This is a genomic window from Citrobacter sp. RHBSTW-00887 (assembly GCF_013728095.1).
GTDB lineage: Bacteria > Pseudomonadota > Gammaproteobacteria > Enterobacterales > Enterobacteriaceae > Citrobacter > Citrobacter braakii.
The window spans coordinates 4,523,459-4,541,976 of sequence record NZ_CP056267.1 but is presented as its reverse complement, the minus strand read 5'-3'; the positions used below and the strand labels follow the sequence as shown (position 1 = coordinate 4,541,976).

Below are 18,518 nucleotides of genomic sequence, written 5' to 3'. Positions count from 1 at the left end.
CCGTGAAGATAAAGCCTCAGACAAGGCGGGGAGGCAAGGTATGGAATTTCATGAGAATAAAGCAAAGCAGCCATTTATTGGGTTTGTTCTGATCTGGCGGGCATATAAGGCGTGGCGGTTACGGGCGCAAACGCGGCGCGTATTGCAACAGATGAGTAATGAGCGGCTGCGGGACGTCGGGCTGCGACGCGATCAGATCGAATAGCCGCGGATGGTGTTTCCTGAACGGCTTTGTGGCGACCTCGTTTGTGGTGGGGCGATGGAAGAGGAAGGACTGGGAGAAATTGCTCCTGGTTCTGCCAACGAAGGGAGTATTATTGAAGCACTTTTGCTTCATGGAAGGATTATTATCAGGATGAAAGCTACAGAAGCCCGATTACTCGATTTTCTCAAACGCTCACAGCAATTTGTTATTCCCATCTATCAACGAACCTATTCATGGTCTGAGCAGCAATGTCGTCAGCTTTGGGACGATATTCTCCGTGCCGGACAACGTGACGATATTTCGGCCCACTTTATTGGCTCCGTCGTTTATATTGAGCAAGGTTTGTATCAGGTTTCGGGGATTTCTCCGTTACTGGTTATTGATGGTCAACAGCGCCTGACGACGGCGATGTTACTCCTTGAGGCGTTATCCCGTCATCTTGGCGATGAAGAGTTGATTGATGGTTTCTCCGCCATGAAGTTGCGCAATTACTATTTGCTCAACCCTTACGAGTCCGGAGAGCGGGGATACAAGTTGTTGCTGACGGAGACGGATAAAGATAGCCTGCTGGCGCTGATTAAACAAAAGCCGCTGCCTGAAAACGGTTCGCAGCGGATTGAGGCCAATTTTAACTTCTTCGATGAACAAATCAGCAAATTAGGCGATGACTTGATTTCGCTGTGTCGTGGGCTATCAAAGCTATTGATTGTCGATGTGGCACTGAATCGCGGGCAGGATAATCCACAGCTAATTTTTGAAAGTATGAACTCAACGGGCAAAGCGCTCAGCCAGGCTGATTTGGTGCGTAATTATATCCTGATGGGGCTGGAGCCGGAACATCAGACGCGGCTGTATGACGACCACTGGCGACCGATGGAAATTGCTTTTGGTCAGAAAGGCTATAGCGAATATTTTGACAGCTTTATGCGTCATTATCTGACGGTCAAAACGGGGGATATTCCTAGGACCGATGAAGTTTATGAAGCATTTAAGTTACATGCGCGTAGCCAAGCTATTGCCGAAGAGGGTGTGGATGCGCTGGTAGCGGATATTCAGCGCTATGCGGAATATTTCTGTGCGATGGCGCTGGGGAAAGAGAGCGATAAGCAACTTGCTATAGCGTTTCAGGATTTACGGGAGTTAAAGGTTGATGTTGCTTATCCGTTCCTGCTGGTGCTGTACCACGATTACCGGGAGGGCAATTTATCACACGATGATTTTCTGAGTGCGATACGCCTGGTTGAGTCGTATGTTTTCCGCCGCGCGGTGTGCGCTATTCCCACCAACTCGCTGAACAAGACCTTCGCCACATTTTATAGAGTACTGGATAAAGAAAACTATCTGGAAAGTATTCAGGCGCATTTACTGGAACTGCCGAGCTATAGACGTTTCCCGGACAACGATGAATTTAGCCACAAGTTAAAAGAGCGCGATCTGTATAACTTCCGTAGCCGTAGTTACTGGCTACGCCGCCTGGAAAATTACGGGCGCAAAGAGCGCGTGGCGGTGGATGAATATACGATTGAACATATTATGCCGCAGAATGAAAATCTGTCGGCAAAATGGCGTGAAGAGCTGGGCAGCGACTGGCAGCGGGTACATAAAGAGCGGCTACATACGTTGGGAAACCTGACGTTAACCGGCTATAACTCCCGTTATAGCGATAAAGCCTTTGTGGAAAAACGCGATATTGATGGCGGCTTTAAAGAAAGCCCTTTGCATTTAAACGCCGGATTAGGGCAGTGCGAGAAGTGGGATGAAGCGGCGATGGATGCTCGGGCTGAGCGGCTGGCGAAGCGTGCCGTTCAGGTCTGGAGTGCTCCTGAGTTGGATGAAGATGTTCTTGATGGCTATCGTCAGCAGCCTGAAAAAGCGATGAACTACAGTCTGACGGATTTCCATCAACTGGAGGTCGGCTCACATAGCCGGATGCTATTTGACCAACTGGCACCAGAGATTTTAAAGCTGGATGCGAGTATCACACAGGAAGTGCTGAAGCTGTATATCGCCTTCAAGGCGGAGACCAATTTTGTGGATGTCGTACCGCAGAAAAGCCGGTTGCGCCTGTCGCTGAATATGCCGTTCCATGAACTGGTCGATCCGAAAGGGATGGCGAAAGACGTAACGGATCTTGGTCGTTGGGGCAATGGTGATGCAGAGGTCGGTTTCAGCGATATTGCCCAGCTACCGTATGTGATGGGGCTGATTCGCCAGGCATTTGAAAAACAGATGGATAGTGCGGTGGTATAGCCTCGGCGTAACACCGGCAGCATGGAGGCTGCCGGGGATAACGACTCGCATAAGTCACTATTGATAAGAAATATAAATCAGGCCGGATAAGCCATCCGGCAATGATCAAAACCTTAAGCAGGCAACGCGAAATGCCCCGTCGCCATATCAAACATCAGGCGGGCAAAGCCCTTAGCGCACTGCGGGTTCGATAAATACTGCAGCATAAATTCTTGTCGCGCTTCGTCACTGTCCATCACCGCGTCGTCTACCGCCTTGAAAAAACCGCCTAATATTGCCTGCTCGGGACTGTTATTCCTGATTTGTTTCATCACCGTTTCATTCTCAGTGATTTTATTAAACACGGTCATTGCGCTGCTGAGCATATCTTTATCCGTCAGATGGTCGGTGATAAACAGTTCATTCATTCGCGATAAAATATGCGACAGAAATTCCTCTTTCTTGTCTTTTGGTTTTGCCGTACCCACGTCGTTACTGGGATCAAGTGTATATTTCGCATCATCTTCTTGTAGTTTCAGATGTTGTTCGTGGATCTTTGATAAGCGATAGTGGCTTATCTCCACGTTACTGAGATCAATCTCGTCCTCTTCCAGATGTTGCTCATGCAACAGCGGGCGCAGATGGCGGGCAAACAGGCTTAGTTTCTCCAGATCTTTGTCATCGTACTCGACGATCTGCGACATAAACTCGTAGAAGCGAACAAAACTGCCAAGATCTTTCTTGAAAATCTCCAGACGATCTTTTTCCTGCTTGCAGGCGTTAAAGCTATTTTCCGCATTGGTAATTAATACCGTATCGCTTGTTTTTTTGGTGCGCTCAAACATCTCTTTTGCCATCAGGTAAGCATCGATTGCCAGGGCGTAGCGCTTTTTCCAGCGTTCGACCGCCGGTTTGCAAATATTGCTGATTGCCGCGTTGGATTTATTTTTGCTGAAGAATGCTATGCAGAATTGCTCCACTTCATTCCACTGGAAAATCTGCGTGGCACGCAGTTTTTCAAACAAATCTAACACTTACTGCGGACTGCTGACGTCGGTCAGTTCCGCCGTCTGGTAATAAGGCTGGAACACGATGAGGATCTTGTCCGGTCTGTGGGCGTAGGTTTTGAGACATGGTGGGGAATTGTAGGCCCGAAAGCTGCGCGCCATCGGGCAATCCAGAATGAGGGTTACTTCTTCAATCCCGCAAACGCGGCTCTGATCTCGTCTTCCGGCAGGTTAATGCCGATAAACACCAGCAGGCTGTGCGGTTGTTCGTCGCCCCACGGGCGATCCCAGTCGGCGCTGTACAGACGCTGAACGCCCTGGAAAAGCAGGCGGTTCGGCTCGCCGTCAATCCACAGCATGCCTTTGTAGCGCAGCAGCTTCTCGGCGGATTCCAGCAGCAGATTTTCCATTACCCGCGACACGTCACTGATGTTTACCGGGTAATCCAGCTCGACGACGATCGAGGAGATATCATTTTGCTTATCGGCGATAAAGTGGAAGCGTGGTTTGGCGCTGACCACGTTCTCCTCGAGCATGAAACCGTTGGTATCGAACAGCAAGGAGAGGTCGATATCACCATGCGTGACGGTATACACCGGGGCACGGGCGTTGATGCGCGCCAGGCGCTCACGCAGTTTCTCGCTTTCACCCGCCACGTCGGTTTTGGTCAGCAGGATGCGGTCAGCGTAGCCCACCTGCGACTGGGCTATGGTGAACTGGTTCATCTGCTCGTCGGCATGTACCGCGTCAACCAGCGCAATCACACCGTCTAACAGGTAGCGTTCGCAAATCACTTCATGGGAGAAAAAGGTCTGAATAATCGGGCCGGGGTCGGCCATGCCGGTGCACTCGATCACCAAACGGTCGAAATGGATGGCGCCTTTGTCGAGGTTGTCGAGCAGATCTAACAGTGCGTCTTCCAGCTCACTGGAGCGGGTACAGCAAATGCAGCCGTTGGTCAGGGTTTTGATCTGCGTGGCGCGGTCGCCAATCAGCTGATCGTCCACCGAGACTTCGCCGAATTCGTTTTCGATAACGGCAATCTTATAGCCGTGCTGCTCGTTGAGAATATGGCGCAGCAGGGTGGTTTTACCCGCGCCAAGAAAACCGGTGAGTAGGGTAACTGCAATCGGGGTCATTCATTTCTCCTTCTAACAGCAACTGCTTCCGCCGCTACCGTAGCGGGCTTCCTGGCGCTCGCGGAAGAATTCTTCGTAGGTCATGTACGGCTTATCGGGATGGTTGGTCTTCATGTGCTCGACGTAGTTGTCGTAGTCCGGAATGCCAATCAGCATCTTTGCCGCCTGACCGAGGTATTTTTTTGCCTGACCTAAAGTACCAAACATAAACAATCCTGATAAGCGAAAAGCCCCGCCGAAGCGGGGCTGAATACGGTTAGTGATGTGAAGAGGTCTTCACGCCGCCTTCCGGCACCGGTACATACGGCGTCTCTTTATCAGAGCGACCGTTGATGGCGCGGGCTTTCTGCCAGGTACGGAACCCGTAGAAAATGATGCTGTACACCACCACCAGGAACAGAATACTCAGGCCTGCGTTGGTGTAGTTGTTGACGACGATGTGGTTCATGTTGGCAATCTGCTGAGCGGTCAGTTCGCCGCCGTTAGCAATCTTCTCTTTGTACTGATTCGCCATGAAGAAGAAGCCTTCCATCTGCGGGTTGGTGCTGAACAGTTTCAGACCCAGCGCCCAGGTGGTGCAGATAAGCAGCCATACTGCCGGAACAACGGTAACCCAGATGTATTTGGTGCGCTGCATTTTAACCAGTACCACGGTGCCCAGAACCAGTGCCACGGCAGCCAGCATCTGGTTAGAGATACCGAACAGCGGCCACAGGCTCTTAACGCCGCCCAGCGGGTCAACAACGCCTTGATACAGCAGGTAACCCCACAGGCCTACGCAGCCCGCAGTACCGATGATACCCGCAACCAGAGAGTCGGTTTTTTTCAGGAACGGAACGAAGTTCCCCAGTAAATCCTGCAGCATAAAGCGGCCAGAACGGGTACCGGCATCCAGTGCGGTCAGGATGAACAGTGCTTCAAACAGAATACCGAAGTGGTACCAGAAGCCCATATCAGCCATCGGCAGCACTTTGTGGAACACGTGAGCGATACCAACGGCCAGCGTCGGCGCGCCACCTGCGCGGTTCAGAACGGACGGTTCACCGATGTCTTTCGCGGTCTGCAGGATCTGCTCAGGCGAAATGACGAAGCCCCAGGAGCTGACGGTCGCCGCCGCATGTGCGGTTACGTCTTTCAGCTGCGCCATAATCAGCGGGGCGTTCTCGCCGCTCATTTCATGCAGGTTCGGCATGGTGATGCCAAGGCCCGCAGGCGGGGTGTTCATTGCGAAGTACAGACCCGGTTCGATGATAGATGCAGCAACCAGCGCCATAATCGCCACGAAGGATTCCATCAGCATGGCGCCGTAACCGATAAAGCGCGCGTCGGTTTCACAGGCCAGCAGCTTCGGTGTGGTACCAGAAGCGATCAGCGCGTGGAAGCCAGATACCGCACCACACGCGATGGTGATGAACAGGAACGGGAACAGAGCGCCTTTCCACAGCGGACCAGTACCATCAACGTACTGAGTCATCGCCGGCATTTTCAGTTCCGGGTTGAGGATAACAATCCCCACCGCCAGACCGACGATAACGCCGATTTTCAGGAAGGTAGCCAGATAGTCGCGCGGCGCGAGGATCAGCCATACCGGCAGCAGCGCAGAGATAAACGCGTAGCCGATCAGGGTAAAGGTAATGGTGGTGTCTTTAAAGGTCAGCGCCGGGCCCCAGTACGGGTCGTGAGCAATCACGCCGCCGAAGTAGATAGACGCAACCAGCAGCACAATACCAATCACTGACACTTCGCCCACACGACCCGGTCGCAGGAATCGCATGTAGATCCCCATGAATAGCGCGATAGGTACGGTTGAGCAGACGGTGAACACACCCCACGGGCTTTCAGCCAGCGCTTTCACCACGATCAGCGCCAGTACCGCAAGGATGATGATCATGATTAAGAAGCAGCCGAACAGCGCAATGGTTCCCGGGATCGGGCCCATCTCTTCTTTGATCATCTCACCCAGAGATGCGCCGTTACGGCGTGAAGAGATAAACAGCACCATGAAGTCCTGCACCGCACCGGCCAGCACGACACCCGCCAGCAGCCACAGCGTACCGGGCAGATAGCCCATCTGCGCGGCCAGTACCGGCCCAACCAGCGGACCCGCACCTGCGATAGCGGCAAAGTGGTGGCCAAACAATACGTTACGGTTGGTTGGAACGTAGTTCAGACCGTCATTGTTGATGACCGCCGGCGTGGCACGCGTCGGGTCAAGTTTCATCACCTTTTGGGCGATGTACAGACTGTAGTAACGATAGGCCACCAGATAAACAGAAACTGAGGCGACCACGATCCACAGGGCACTGATGTGCTCACCCCGACGTAATGCCACTACCGAGAGGCAGAATGCACCGATGATTCCGAGAATCACCCAGGGTATGTGCTTGAATATCTTTTTCGTATCCATAGTAAAACCTGGTATCTAATTAATAATTGGCCGAAGCCGCGTGGGTTTGATCTTGTGTTTGAGGAGGTAAATTGACTGCTATGTTGGGGGGATCTTGCCAGAGAAGTACGCGCGTAAAGTAAGGTAAATAAGTGAGCGGTTGTATGTCAGCTTAAGCGGTCCCAAGTGTCAGTGAGCGGTAAGCAATGGGGGGGAGTGGGGGAATTTATGTGATTGAGATCACGGCATTATAGCGTTCGCCCATCTACATGCCGTGTTTTCTAACTGACGAAACAGCTCACTGAGGTACTTAGATTACGATATAACAGTAAGGCGTTTGTTCGATGTCTTTAAGCAACACATGTTTCTTACGTGATTTAGTCAGGTAATATTTTTCATCCAGATAATAGTCAATCAGTTCATCGAGGCGCTCTTTGTCTATGCGGGGCGTTACTCCTAACGTCCAGAAGCTACGTAGCTCTAATTCCGAACGTTTGATTTTTGCGCTTTTAACCAAATCCGCAATCATATTTCTGACGCAGCTTGTCGGATCCTGGTTCTGCTTGAGCTCAAGCGCAATGTAGCTGTCCTGCGTCCAGCCTTTTTTCCGCAATAAGAAATCTGCACGCACAGACAAACGCTGTGGATTTTTCCGCAGATCGCAAGCGAGGGTCTGTTCACGCCACCATTCATGACCCGTCGAAGCCAACAGATTGGCAAATTCTATCTGCATCCACACTTCCCAACCGGAGATGTTGTACTGATCGATGATATTGAGCTTTTGACGAACATCTTCACGTTCAAAAAAGTGGTGTGCGAGAGTGGATAGGTGATCAAAATCGCGATTCAACATAGAAGCATCCTTTCCTTAAAAAACGGGAATCCTACACCTAAGGTGCAACGGAACGACAAATTTTTTGCGTAATTTGTCATAGGGAACGAGATTTAATGTGAAAACGATAATTCTGTGGCAATTGCTGACACCATAAAGTTTTCTCTTTCCAGGCCGAAAACCAGAGTATCTGTCTAGCGGAAAGAGAAAACATGTTAAAACGAATGAAGATTGTTACCAGCTTACTGCTGGTATTGGCGCTATTTGGCCTTTTACAGCTCGCCTCCGGCGGCTTGTTTTTTAACTCACTTAAGAATGACAAAGAGAACTTTACCGTTCTGCAAACCATTCGCCAGCAACAGTCTGCGCTGAACGCCACCTGGGTTGAGCTGCTGCAAACGCGTAATACCCTGAACCGGGCGGGTATTCGCTACATGATGGATCAGAACAATATCGGCAGCGGTGCGACCGTTGCTGAGCTGATGCAGGTAGCCAGCACGGCGCTGAAACTGACGGAAAAAAACTGGGCGATTTACGAGTCGCTCCCGCGCGATCCGCGTCAAAGCGAAGCCGCGTTCCAGGAGATCAACCGCACCTATGACATCTATCACGGCGCGCTGGCGGAGCTGATCCAGTTACTGGGTGACGGGAAGATCAATGCGTTCTTTGATCAACCCACGCAGAGCTATCAGGATGGTTTTGAGAAGACATACATCAACTACATGCAGCAGAACGATCACCTGTATGACATTGCGGTAGCAGATAACAACAGCTCTTACAGCCAGGCGATGTGGGTACTGGTCTGCGTGCTGATTACCGTACTGGCGGCAATTATTGCGGTCTGGTTCGGCATCAAACTGACTCTTATCTCCCCAATGAACCGTCTGATCGACAGCATTCGTCATATCGCCAGCGGCGACCTGGTGAAGCGTATTGAGGTGGAAGGTTCCAACGAGATTGGCCAACTGGCGGAAAGTCTGCGTCATATGCAGGGTGAGCTGATGAACACCGTGGGTGATGTGCGTAACGGTGCCAACGCGATTTACAGCGGGGCCAGCGAGATTGCGATGGGCAACAACGATCTCTCCTCGCGTACCGAGCAGCAGGCTGCATCTCTGGAAGAAACCGCAGCCAGCATGGAACAACTGACGGCGACCGTGAAGCAGAACGCCGAAAACGCGCGTCAGGCTAGCCATCTGGCCCTGAGCGCTTCTGAAACCGCGCAGAAAGGCGGCAAAGTGGTGGATAACGTGGTGCAAACCATGCGCGACATCGCTTCCAGTTCGCAGAAAATCGCCGACATTATCAGCGTCATCGACGGCATTGCCTTCCAGACCAATATTCTGGCGCTCAACGCCGCGGTAGAAGCCGCGCGTGCGGGCGAGCAGGGTCGTGGTTTTGCAGTGGTTGCGGGTGAAGTTCGTAACCTGGCCCAGCGTAGTGCGCAGGCCGCGCGCGAGATCAAGAGCCTGATTGAAGACTCGGTCAGCCGTGTGGATGTGGGTTCAACGCTGGTAGAAAGCGCTGGTGAAACCATGGATGAGATCGTCAATGCGGTAACCCGCGTGACCGATATCATGGGTGAAATCGCCTCTGCTTCTGATGAACAGAGCCGCGGTATCGACCAGGTCGGTCTGGCCGTTGCAGAGATGGATCGTGTGACGCAGCAGAACGCCTCGCTGGTGGAAGAATCCGCCGCCGCCGCTGCGGCGCTGGAAGAGCAGGCCAGCCGTCTGACCCAGGCCGTTGCCGTGTTCCGTATTCAGCATGACCAACAGCGCGCGCGTGACGTTGTTGCTGCTAAACCAGTTTCAACGGTCCAGCCGCGTAAAGCTGCGGTAACGGATGCCGGGGATAACTGGGAAACGTTCTAAGTTGGTAATGCCCGATAAGGCGTAGCCGCCCGCGGGCAATTAACGCAGCATCAGGCGCATGGCGCAGCGTAGTTCGTACGTCTGCCCGTGCGCCGCTTCGTCTTCTCTTTTCTGGCGCAGCAGTGCAGGAAGCGTCTCGTCAGCCAGCATTTCAAACCCCAATCGTGCGTACAATGGCGCATTCCACGGCACATCGCGAAAGGTGGTCAGCGTGAGCGATGTATAACCTTTCTCGCGCGCCTGTTCGGCAACATAGCCAATCAATCTGCGACCAATACCTTTTCCCTGCCACTCCAGATGCAGTGAAAGTTCAGCAATAAACAGCGATGACCCCAGCGTTTCGGCAACTAAAAAACCGACCGGATGCTCGTCGACTTGCGCCAGCCAGCTCATGCCAGCAGCGGCAAATGCCCGATGCTGGTCAACTGATATAGTCTGGTCGTCAGCAATCCACGCCAGTTCGGGGATGAGTAAAAAACGTTGACCCGCAGATCGTTCGATGGCGGGAAGAGCGGCAGTTTCTGCCAGAGTGGTGGAGCGTAAGGTGATGTTCATTTGTCGAGCATAACATGCCCGATAAGCGCGGTGTTATCGGGCATCATGAGGATTAATCTTTACGCGGATCGCTGATGGGTTGGCGCACCAGGAAGATGTAGGCGAGGGCTCCCACCATGGTGACGCAGCCACAAATGATCAGCGCCAGACGGAAAGAGTTGGTGGTATCAACAATAAATCCGGTGACGATTGGTGCAAACGACGCGCAGATAAAGCTGGCAAAGTTCTGGATACTGCCCACGGAGGCGGTCATGCGTGAGGCGACGGCTACGTGGATCAGGCCCCAGCACGAGGTGCCGGCGAAGTGGATACAGAACAGCGCCATACCGATCAGTAAGACGGCGGCCATCGACGTTGTGGCCTGCGGCACGATGAAAGTGAAGGCCGCAGAACAGAACATCCCGGCGATAATACAAATCTTACGGCTCTTAATCGGTGCCATACCGCCTTTCACCAGCCAGTCGGTGACAAAACCGTTAATTAACATGCCGGCTGCGCCAAACAGGAATGGGATCGCCGCCATTAATCCGGTGCTTTTTAAATCCAGGTTGTAGGAGGTTTGCAGGTAGCCTGGCAGCCATGCCAGATATAACCATGCGGTGTAGTTGATGCCGCTAAAGCCCAGCATCATGCCCCACATAGTGCGGTTGCGGAACAGGCTGCGCCATTCGGCAAAGCTCAGCGGATCGCGGCGGGCATTGACGCTACCGGCGTTCAGATACGCTTGTTCAGTAGCGCTCAGCGCAATCTGCTCGCGGTTGCGATACAGCATGTACCAGCCGATGGCGAGGAAAATACCCAGCACGCCGATGGTAATAAACATCCAACGCCAGCCCATCACCAGCATCATGGCAGCCAGAATCGGTGGGCTAATGGCAACACCGATGGTGGAAGCGGCGTTGAATAATCCCATTGGGCGACCGCGCTCTTTGATGTTAAACCAGTCGTTGATGACCTTTACGCCGCACGGGTTCATGGGCGCTTCGCCGATCCCCATCCCGATACGCACGAGCACAAACTGAGTGAAGCTGTGAACCATGCCAGACATCGCCTGAAACAGCGACCAGAAGAACATCCCCAGCCCCAGCATAATGCGCGGACCTTTGCGATCCAGCAGCGGGCCGCAGGGCAACTGTGCAATACCGTAAGCGAGAGAAAACACTGACAGCAGTACGCCGATTTGCGTGGCGCTCAGCCCCAGTTCTTCACGAATCGTTAAGTTGGCGACCGACAGTGAACTGCGGTCGAGATAATTAATCACCGCAGCAAAAAATAATAAAATCATTGCTGTGGTCTGAATACGTTTTATTCGGCTACTGCGTTGCACCATGCCCTCAGGCGGAACGTTAATATCCGCAGATGACGACGTGCCAAACGAAGAACTCGGGTCGAGGGTAATATTATTTTTTTCCACGCCGGACTCCTGAACCTCAATAATTTATTTTCACACAGCCGGGCTGTGCAGTATTGAAAAATACCAGTGATGAATCAATTTGCTCATCACCGCTCACAAAAGTTTTTAATGCAGTCGACTTAGCGTGAGCATAGGCAAGCGGTATTTTTCCGGCGTTTTTATTTTTATAAAATCGTGCTCCCGGTAATGGTTTGCTGTTTTTTATCGGTACTTAATGAGCGGCGCTATGGCTTTGGTTGATGGAGCGAATCATCGATTGTTTGGCTGAATTCAAATGGTTACAGAGCGCCAGGGTGGCATCCAGGTCGCTGCGGCAAATCAGTGCGCTGAGGATGGTCATATGCTCATCAATGGCAATGATATTGCGCTGCTTGAGGTCGCTTTCATCCCACTGATAATGAAAGTGGAAAATCACGGAGATGATTTCAAGTGATTGATTAAAAAATATATTATCCGCTGCGGAGAGGAGTAAAGCATGAAACTCACGGTCTAACTGCGAGAACATACGAAAGCTGCTGCCGATGCTGTCGCGCAGGACCCGGTGACGCTCCAGCAGTGTTTTAGCCTGCAGCCAGCGCGGGTCATCGTCGGGCAGATTGAGAAAATGCTGCAGGGAATGGGTTTCCAGCATCTCTCTGAGTTCAAACAGCTGTTCCGCATAGGCCTGATCGAACTGCTTCATGCTCCAATGGCCGCGTTTTTCGTTTTTGATCAGATTGTAACGTTCGAATTTTAAAAGATATTCTCTCACCACCACCGGGCTGACCCCTGCAGCTCTGGCAAGCTGTAGTTCGGAGAAACTCTCCCCTGCGCGTAGCTGACGCTGGTTGATCATGGTGAAAAAAGCCTGCTCAAAAATCCGGTTTTGCTCAGTCATGGAGGCGGTGGTACAGGCAAAACCGTCGTCATGGTCGGGTTTACGTACGATGACATAGTGGCTGCCGACCTGGGTCAGCACGCCGCACTCGCCTAAGTGGCTCAGCATATGGCGCACGGTGGTGCGGCTGATGTTGTACATCTCCGCCAGCGCGCTTTGCGACGGGAGGGGGGAAGGGATATGACCACGCGCCATATCATCGATTATCTGGTTAATCACATTGTGGCGTAAGTTCTGTGAACGGCTCATGGCTTCTCCTTTTTGCGTATTAAAACCCGATTTAAAACATTTTTATGCGCTGGGATTCACAGATTGTGTTTCTGCTTTCTCCGGCTTTTTTATTTTCGTTGATATCTGAGGCAACAAAAAAACAGGAGAGCAGAATCATGTCTACGATGAATACGTTGATTTGCCAGGAACCTAAAAAATTAGTCTGGAAAGAGCGTGAAATACCTATTCCGGGTGAGGGTGAAGCATTAATAAAAATTAAATCAGTCGGGATTTGCGGTACCGATATTCATGCCTGGGGCGGCAATCAACCATTTTTCAGCTATCCACGTGTACTGGGTCATGAAATATGTGGGGAAATTGTCGGGCTGGGCAAAAATATACAGAATTTGAAAAATGGTCAGCAGGTGGCGGTTATTCCTTACGTGGCCTGCCAGCAGTGTCCGGCCTGTCTGAGCGGGCGCACTAACTGCTGCGAGAAGATTTCGGTGATTGGCGTGCATCAGGATGGCGGCTTCAGCGAATACCTGTCCGTACCGGTCACCAACCTGTTGGATGCGCAGGGAATTGATCCGCAGGCGGCGGCGCTGATTGAGCCTTATGCCATTAGCGCGCATGCGGTACGCCGGGCGGCGGTGGCTCCGGGTGAGCAGGTGCTGGTGGTCGGTGCCGGTCCGATTGGTCTGGGCGCGGCGGCGATTGCCAAAGCCGATGGCGCACAGGTGGTGGTCGCCGATACCAGTCCGGCTCGCCGGGAGCATGTGGTTTCCCGGTTGGGGCTCCCGGTTATCGATCCGTCTGCTGAAGATTTTGATGCGCAACTGCGTGACCAGTTTGGCGGTTCGCTGGCGCAAAAGGTTATTGATGCCACGGGCAATCAGCATGCGATGAACAACACGGTGAATTTGATTCGCCATGGCGGCAGCATTGTTTTCGTTGGGCTATTCAAAGGCGATTTGCAGTTCTCCGATCCGGAGTTCCACAAGAAAGAGACCACCATGATGGGCAGTCGCAACGCCACACCGGAAGATTTCGCCAAGGTGGGCCGCCTGATGTCGGAAGGCAAACTGACCGCCGACATGATGCTCACGCACCGTTACGCGTTTGCCACACTGGCGGAAATCTACGAACGGGATGTGATTAACAACCGTGAACTGATTAAAGGCGTGATCACGTTCTGAGAGGGTAAATGTGATGAAGACATTGAATCGACGTGATTTTCCGGGTGCCAGCTACCCAACGCGCGTGATCCAGTTTGGTGAAGGGAATTTCCTGCGGGCGTTTGTCGACTGGCAACTGGATATCCTCAACGAGCAAACCTTTCTGAACGCTGGCGTGACCATCGTTCGCCCGATCAATACCGATTTTCCACCGTCGCTGAATACTCAGGATGGGTTGTACACCACGCTTATTCGCGGGCTAAACGCGCAGGGCGAAGCGGTGAGCGAGGCGCGGCTTATCCGTTCCGTGAATAACGAAATCAATCCGTATCAGGACTTCGCGGCGTATCTGGCGCTGGCCCACAATGCGGATATTCGCTTTGTGTTTTCAAATACCACCGAAGCCGGAATTAGCTATCACGCGGCAGACCGGGTCGATGATGCGCCGCCGGTAAGCTTTCCGGCTAAACTGACGCGTCTGCTGCTGGAACGTTTTAATCATTTTGAGGGCGCAGTGGATAAGGGCTGGGTCATTATCCCGTGCGAGCTTATCGACTATAACGGTGAGGCGCTCAAAACGCTGGTACTGCAGTATGCGCAGGAGTGGCAGCTTCCCCCGGCGTTTGCCGACTGGGTGACGACGGCAAACACCTTCTGTTCCACGCTGGTCGACCGCATTGTCACCGGCTACCCGCGAGAAGAAGCCGCCGCGCTGGAAGCTACGCTTGGCTATCACGATGCGTTTCTCGATACCGCGGAGCATTTTTACCTGTTTGTGATTCAGGGGCCGCAGTGGCTGGCCGAGGAGCTGAATCTGGCGCAGTGCCCGCTGAACATTCGGGTAGTGAGCGATATTAAACCGTACAAAGAGCGTAAGGTCGCCATTCTCAATGGCGCGCATACGGCGTTGGTGCCGGTGGCCTGGCTGTGTGGTCTGGAGACCGTCGGCGAAGCGATGCAGGATGCCGATGTCCGCCATTTTGTCGAGCGGGCGATTAGCGAGGAAATTATACCGGTATTGGATCTCCCGGCGGATGAACTGCGTGAATTTGCCGACGCGGTGAGCGGGCGTTTTCAAAACCCCTACATCCGTCACCAGTTGCTTTCCATTGCGCTTAACGGGATGACCAAATTCCGTACCCGAATTTTGCCGCAACTGCTGGCGGGCCAGCAAAATGGGCGCTGGCCCGTGCGGTTAACGTTCGCCCTCGCCGCGCTGCTGGCGTTTTATCGCGCAGAGCGGGAGGGAGAACGCTATCCGATACAGGATGATGAGCAGTGGGTTAGCCTGTATGCCAGTCTGTGGCCGCGAGTTGGCAAAGATTTAACGCTGCGTGAACTGGTGGATACTGTGCTCGGCGATGCGGCGCACTGGGGTGAAGATTTGACGTTGCTGCCCGGGCTTGCCGGGCAGGTGACGGCAAACCTGGAAATGATTCTGGTGCAGGGTATGCGCCAGGCAGTGAAAAGTCTGGAATAAAGTTGCCATGCAGCGCCCGGTGTGGTGTTGGGCGCTGTTTTTTTTTCAGACAATAAATGCGGCTAGCTGTAAGACTGATAAGCGAAGCGCCATCAGCCATTTCATATTACGAGCCCTGAGCGACCACTTTGATTTCAACCATCCCGATCCCCAGTTTACGCGGCGAGTGGCCGAGAATATTGCCCTCGTTGGTGGCGACCGGATCGGGCGGGACAATCACCAGCGTATCGGCATCCGCCGGGTTATCAAAATGCAAGGTAGTGGTAGTGACATCATGGCCTAACACCAGCGTCTGTTCCTCGTGGCCAACGCGTACGGGAATAGGGCGATTGGCGTTGTCGCCGAAGGCTTTCGCTGTAATGACCAGATCGAATTTCTTCGGCAGCGGGGCCTTGTACTCGATGGTCACCTCTTTGCTGAGCTGCGCATTGGACCAGCGTCCCCAGGATTCGGGGCGTGAAATGCCGCTAAACTGTTTAACCTCTTCCGGCGCGCCCGCCACGTTGAAGACGAAGCTGTCGGCTTTGTAGCGAATGTCGTTATCGACAATTTTCAGCGTATCAACGTTACCTTTGTAGCGCTCCATGTCGATCACCGTGTCTTTAAACACGGTTTTACTTTTCCATTTGGCTTTGTCTACGTGCTGCACGATTTGCTGTCCGCCTAACTGGCCTTGCGATACGCACCAGTCAGTGGAGAGCGCCAGCTCCGGGGCCCATAGCTGCGCCATTTTGTAGCAGCGATCAACCCAGACAAAGTTATCTCGCGGCGCGAAATCTGCCAGTTGGAAGCGCAACGGGGCCGAGTATTCGCTTTCCGGCAGCGGCTCGACGCGTTTGTCCGATACGCGCAGCAACAACGGCAGGCGGAAATGGCTGCCGGAGAAAGAGATCATGTTTTTGTCCTGGTCGACGGTGAACTCTTTCATCTCTTTCGGAAAATTCCACAGGCGAATGATATCGGGCTTCCACGCCAGCATTTTTTCTTTGATGTTCAGGAACACTTCAGACACGGATTCGCTCGACAAACTGCTGCGGCCAAGACCGATAAAGTTATCGCCACCGAGAATATCCAGTACCGTTGCCCCGTTATCCATCGTGTTACGCTTCACCGCCAGCGTCTCCTGCTGTGGCTGGTCGCCGCGCAGCACGAAGAACAGGTTGTTGCGATCCTGCTTGTTCAGATACTTCCATGCGGTGTTGTTCATCGCCAGATGATCGGAAGAAACCACGATAACGGTATCTTTGAACCACGGTGAGGCTTTGATCTTATTGATAAATTCGGCAATGTTTTCCTGGCTGCAGCTGACCGCGCTGAAGGACTGGTTGGCCTTCCCGTCGATGTCATAACGTTTACGGTTGCAGCTACGTGAGATAAATCCATCTGGATGATGGGTATCCACGGTCAGCGTAAACAGTGAAAAGCGCTGGCCTGAACGCGAAAGCTCTTCGAATTTTTTCCACGCTTCATCCAGCACGGTATCGTCGTAGAAGCCCCAGTCGTTGCGATAGGCCGGGTCCGCAACCACGCTTTTTAACTCTTCCGCACCGTACAGATGATCAAAACCGTGAGATTTCAGGAACACGTCTTTGCCGGCAAAGCGCAGGTTGGCTCCCTGCACAAAGTAGTTTTGATAGCCGGAGTTTTTCAGGATATCGCCCAGACAGATATTGTTGGGGAAGAAGCTGGAGACCGATGCCGAGGCGTTACCTTCAAACGGCGCAAACAGCGGAATACCGCACTGGGAGGCGACCATGCCAGCGATGGTGTAATCGGTACCCGGCAGTTGCATGGTATTGCTGAAATCCAGCCCTTCGTTTTTCAACGCACCGAGTTCCGGGGTCAGATCCGGGAACGCGTCGTTGTTAAAATAGGTGCGCTCGAGGCTTTCGCCATAGATATAAACCAGATTCAGCTTCGGGTTGGGAATCGTTTTTGACGGCTCTTTATAATAGGTTGGGAAATCCGGATCGCCATCGCGCGACTGCGACTTTACCAGTTCGGTTATCTGGTGAAACGCCGGGCTGGCGTCTACGGAGGCCAGCGCCAGCAGCAGGGCCAGCAGACTGTAACCCACATGATGCGGATGATGGCGACGGCGGCGCAGAATCCAGCCGAGAGCGACAAAAACGGTCGTCAGGGCCAGCGCAATCCCGACGCCAGGTAAGATATATTTTCCAATTCCCGCGCCGGTCAGGCTATTGGTCAGCGTGTACAGAACCGCGTCATTGATACCGTCGCCGGTGAAATAGTCACTGGCATACAGCGTGATATTCAAGACAATAAAAATCCCCAGCACCGTTAACGTGGCAGCAAACCACCAGGTGTTGCGACCCGCTTTCCAGGCGTAAATCAGCACTGAAGCGAGAAACAGAGTAATGGAGATGAGTTCTGACAACGATCGATCCTCAGTAAACCGGGCAAACGCCTGGCAGGCTAATGATTTGGGGAAAGCACAATGTAATAGCGATGTTGCATTGCTGCAATTGTAGTGACATTAAATTACGTTGTTATTCAGAATTGGTTTAGATATGCGTGTTTTTTGCGGGGGATTTACTGATTATTTGACGTGTGAATTTTATGGGGAGCAGGTTGATGCCGCGCAGGGTATACGCGGCATGTCGTGCGTCAGGAAATGAAGTTCATACCCTGTTTTAACACCAGATCGCAGGCCTTGGTTTTTACCTGCTTCGCCAGCGAGCTGTTGCCAATTGTGTTCAGGTCCAGTTGTTGACCATCTTTGGCGTTGAGCAGCCCCTGAATGCCGTCCATATAGTTGGTGTCTTGTTTCTGCTCCGGAGCGCTGAGGCCCAGTTTATCCAGTACCTGGTTTTTGACGTTCTGCGTGTCGGTGACCGAGGCCAGTTTCTGTTTCGCGCAATATTCCAGGATTCCGGCGGCGTTATTCATGCTGCTGGAGGTCAGCGACTGATTGCTGCCATTCAGTAGACTGGTCAGGGAAGAGAGCGACGAGCCGCCCTGCGATCCGGAGCTTTGTTTGCTCAGTTCGCTGGCCGCGCTGGAGAGCGAATCCTGCCAGGAGGCGGCGAAAACGCTGGTCGAGATGAGCGTGCTGGCGGCAAGCGCACAGCACAGCAGACGTTTGGTTGTTTTCATCATTATATGCAACTC

Annotated in this window: 14 protein-coding genes and 1 pseudogene; 5 read left to right on the top strand and 10 right to left on the bottom strand. The window is 52.8% G+C overall.

Translation table 11 applies throughout. The annotated features are described in order from the left end of the window. Positions 1-40: 40 nt before the first annotated feature. Complete coding sequence (locus tag HV314_RS21675; protein ID WP_064484482.1) at positions 41-205, top strand: DUF1127 domain-containing protein; 165 nt, start codon at positions 41-43, stop codon at positions 203-205. 150 nt (positions 206-355) lie between these two features. After that, complete coding sequence (locus HV314_RS21670; protein ID WP_181548119.1) at positions 356-2,455, top strand: GmrSD restriction endonuclease domain-containing protein; 2,100 nt, start codon at positions 356-358, stop codon at positions 2,453-2,455. 113 nt (positions 2,456-2,568) lie between these two features. Here the strand turns inward: HV314_RS21670 and HV314_RS21665 are convergent. From HV314_RS21665 to HV314_RS21645, 5 genes and pseudogenes are all read right to left on the bottom strand, one after another. Next, positions 2,569-3,543: pseudogene (locus tag HV314_RS21665) on the bottom strand (type I restriction endonuclease subunit R); the annotation flags it as partial. 80 nt (positions 3,544-3,623) lie between these two features. Next, complete coding sequence (gene yjiA, locus HV314_RS21660) at positions 3,624-4,580, bottom strand: GTPase (RefSeq protein ID WP_115191028.1); 957 nt, start codon at positions 4,578-4,580, stop codon at positions 3,624-3,626. Between the two features lie 12 nt (positions 4,581-4,592). Next, positions 4,593-4,787 (bottom strand): YbdD/YjiX family protein, encoded by a 195-nt coding sequence (locus HV314_RS21655; protein ID WP_003830038.1) that lies wholly within the window; start codon positions 4,785-4,787, stop codon positions 4,593-4,595. Positions 4,788-4,836: 49 nt separating this feature from the next. Further along, positions 4,837-6,987 carry a pyruvate/proton symporter BtsT gene (gene btsT / locus HV314_RS21650; RefSeq protein ID WP_003830033.1) on the bottom strand — a complete coding sequence of 717 codons (2,151 nt, stop codon included), beginning with the start codon at positions 6,985-6,987 and terminating at the stop codon, positions 4,837-4,839. Between the two features lie 289 nt (positions 6,988-7,276). Continuing rightward, entirely contained in the window at positions 7,277-7,819 is a 543-nt protein-coding gene (locus HV314_RS21645) for a hypothetical protein (RefSeq protein WP_016151578.1), read from the bottom strand. 191 nt (positions 7,820-8,010) lie between these two features. On the opposite strand from HV314_RS21645, the gene tsr reads away from it, so the two are divergent. Then, the gene (tsr, locus tag HV314_RS21640; RefSeq protein ID WP_181546676.1) at positions 8,011-9,672 is read left to right on the top strand and encodes a methyl-accepting chemotaxis protein; all 1,662 of its coding nucleotides are present in this window, start codon (positions 8,011-8,013) and stop codon (positions 9,670-9,672) included. 39 nt (positions 9,673-9,711) lie between these two features. On the opposite strand, the gene HV314_RS21635 is transcribed toward tsr, so the two are convergent. The 3 genes from HV314_RS21635 to HV314_RS21625 form a co-directional block, all read right to left on the bottom strand. Beyond that, on the bottom strand, positions 9,712-10,227 hold the full coding sequence (locus tag HV314_RS21635) for a GNAT family N-acetyltransferase (RefSeq protein WP_109017583.1): 516 nt from the start codon (positions 10,225-10,227) through the stop codon (positions 9,712-9,714). A 52-nt stretch (positions 10,228-10,279) separates the two neighbouring features. Next, the gene (locus HV314_RS21630; RefSeq protein ID WP_016155619.1) at positions 10,280-11,641 is read right to left on the bottom strand and encodes an MFS transporter; all 1,362 of its coding nucleotides are present in this window, start codon (positions 11,639-11,641) and stop codon (positions 10,280-10,282) included. A 211-nt stretch (positions 11,642-11,852) separates the two neighbouring features. Beyond that, entirely contained in the window at positions 11,853-12,767 is a 915-nt protein-coding gene (locus tag HV314_RS21625; protein WP_016151582.1) for a GntR family transcriptional regulator, read from the bottom strand. Between the two features lie 137 nt (positions 12,768-12,904). Here HV314_RS21625 and HV314_RS21620 point away from each other — a divergent pair, with 137 nt between their 5' ends. Both HV314_RS21620 and HV314_RS21615 read left to right on the top strand, forming a co-directional pair. Beyond that, the gene (locus tag HV314_RS21620) at positions 12,905-13,927 is read left to right on the top strand and encodes a zinc-binding alcohol dehydrogenase family protein (protein WP_019078308.1); all 1,023 of its coding nucleotides are present in this window, start codon (positions 12,905-12,907) and stop codon (positions 13,925-13,927) included. A gap of 13 nt (positions 13,928-13,940) precedes the next feature. After that, positions 13,941-15,386 carry a tagaturonate reductase gene (locus HV314_RS21615; protein WP_181546674.1) on the top strand — a complete coding sequence of 482 codons (1,446 nt, stop codon included), beginning with the start codon at positions 13,941-13,943 and terminating at the stop codon, positions 15,384-15,386. 106 nt (positions 15,387-15,492) lie between these two features. Here the strand turns inward: HV314_RS21615 and opgB are convergent, their stop codons facing one another. Together opgB and HV314_RS21605 are read right to left on the bottom strand one after the other, a co-directional pair. Continuing rightward, positions 15,493-17,784, bottom strand: a complete 2,292-nt coding sequence (opgB, locus tag HV314_RS21610; RefSeq protein WP_080859406.1) for a phosphatidylglycerol--membrane-oligosaccharide glycerophosphotransferase — start codon at positions 17,782-17,784, stop codon at positions 15,493-15,495. Between the two features lie 230 nt (positions 17,785-18,014). Next, positions 18,015-18,506 (bottom strand): DUF2501 domain-containing protein, encoded by a 492-nt coding sequence (locus tag HV314_RS21605; RefSeq protein ID WP_016151586.1) that lies wholly within the window; start codon positions 18,504-18,506, stop codon positions 18,015-18,017. Positions 18,507-18,518: the final 12 nt, after the last annotated feature.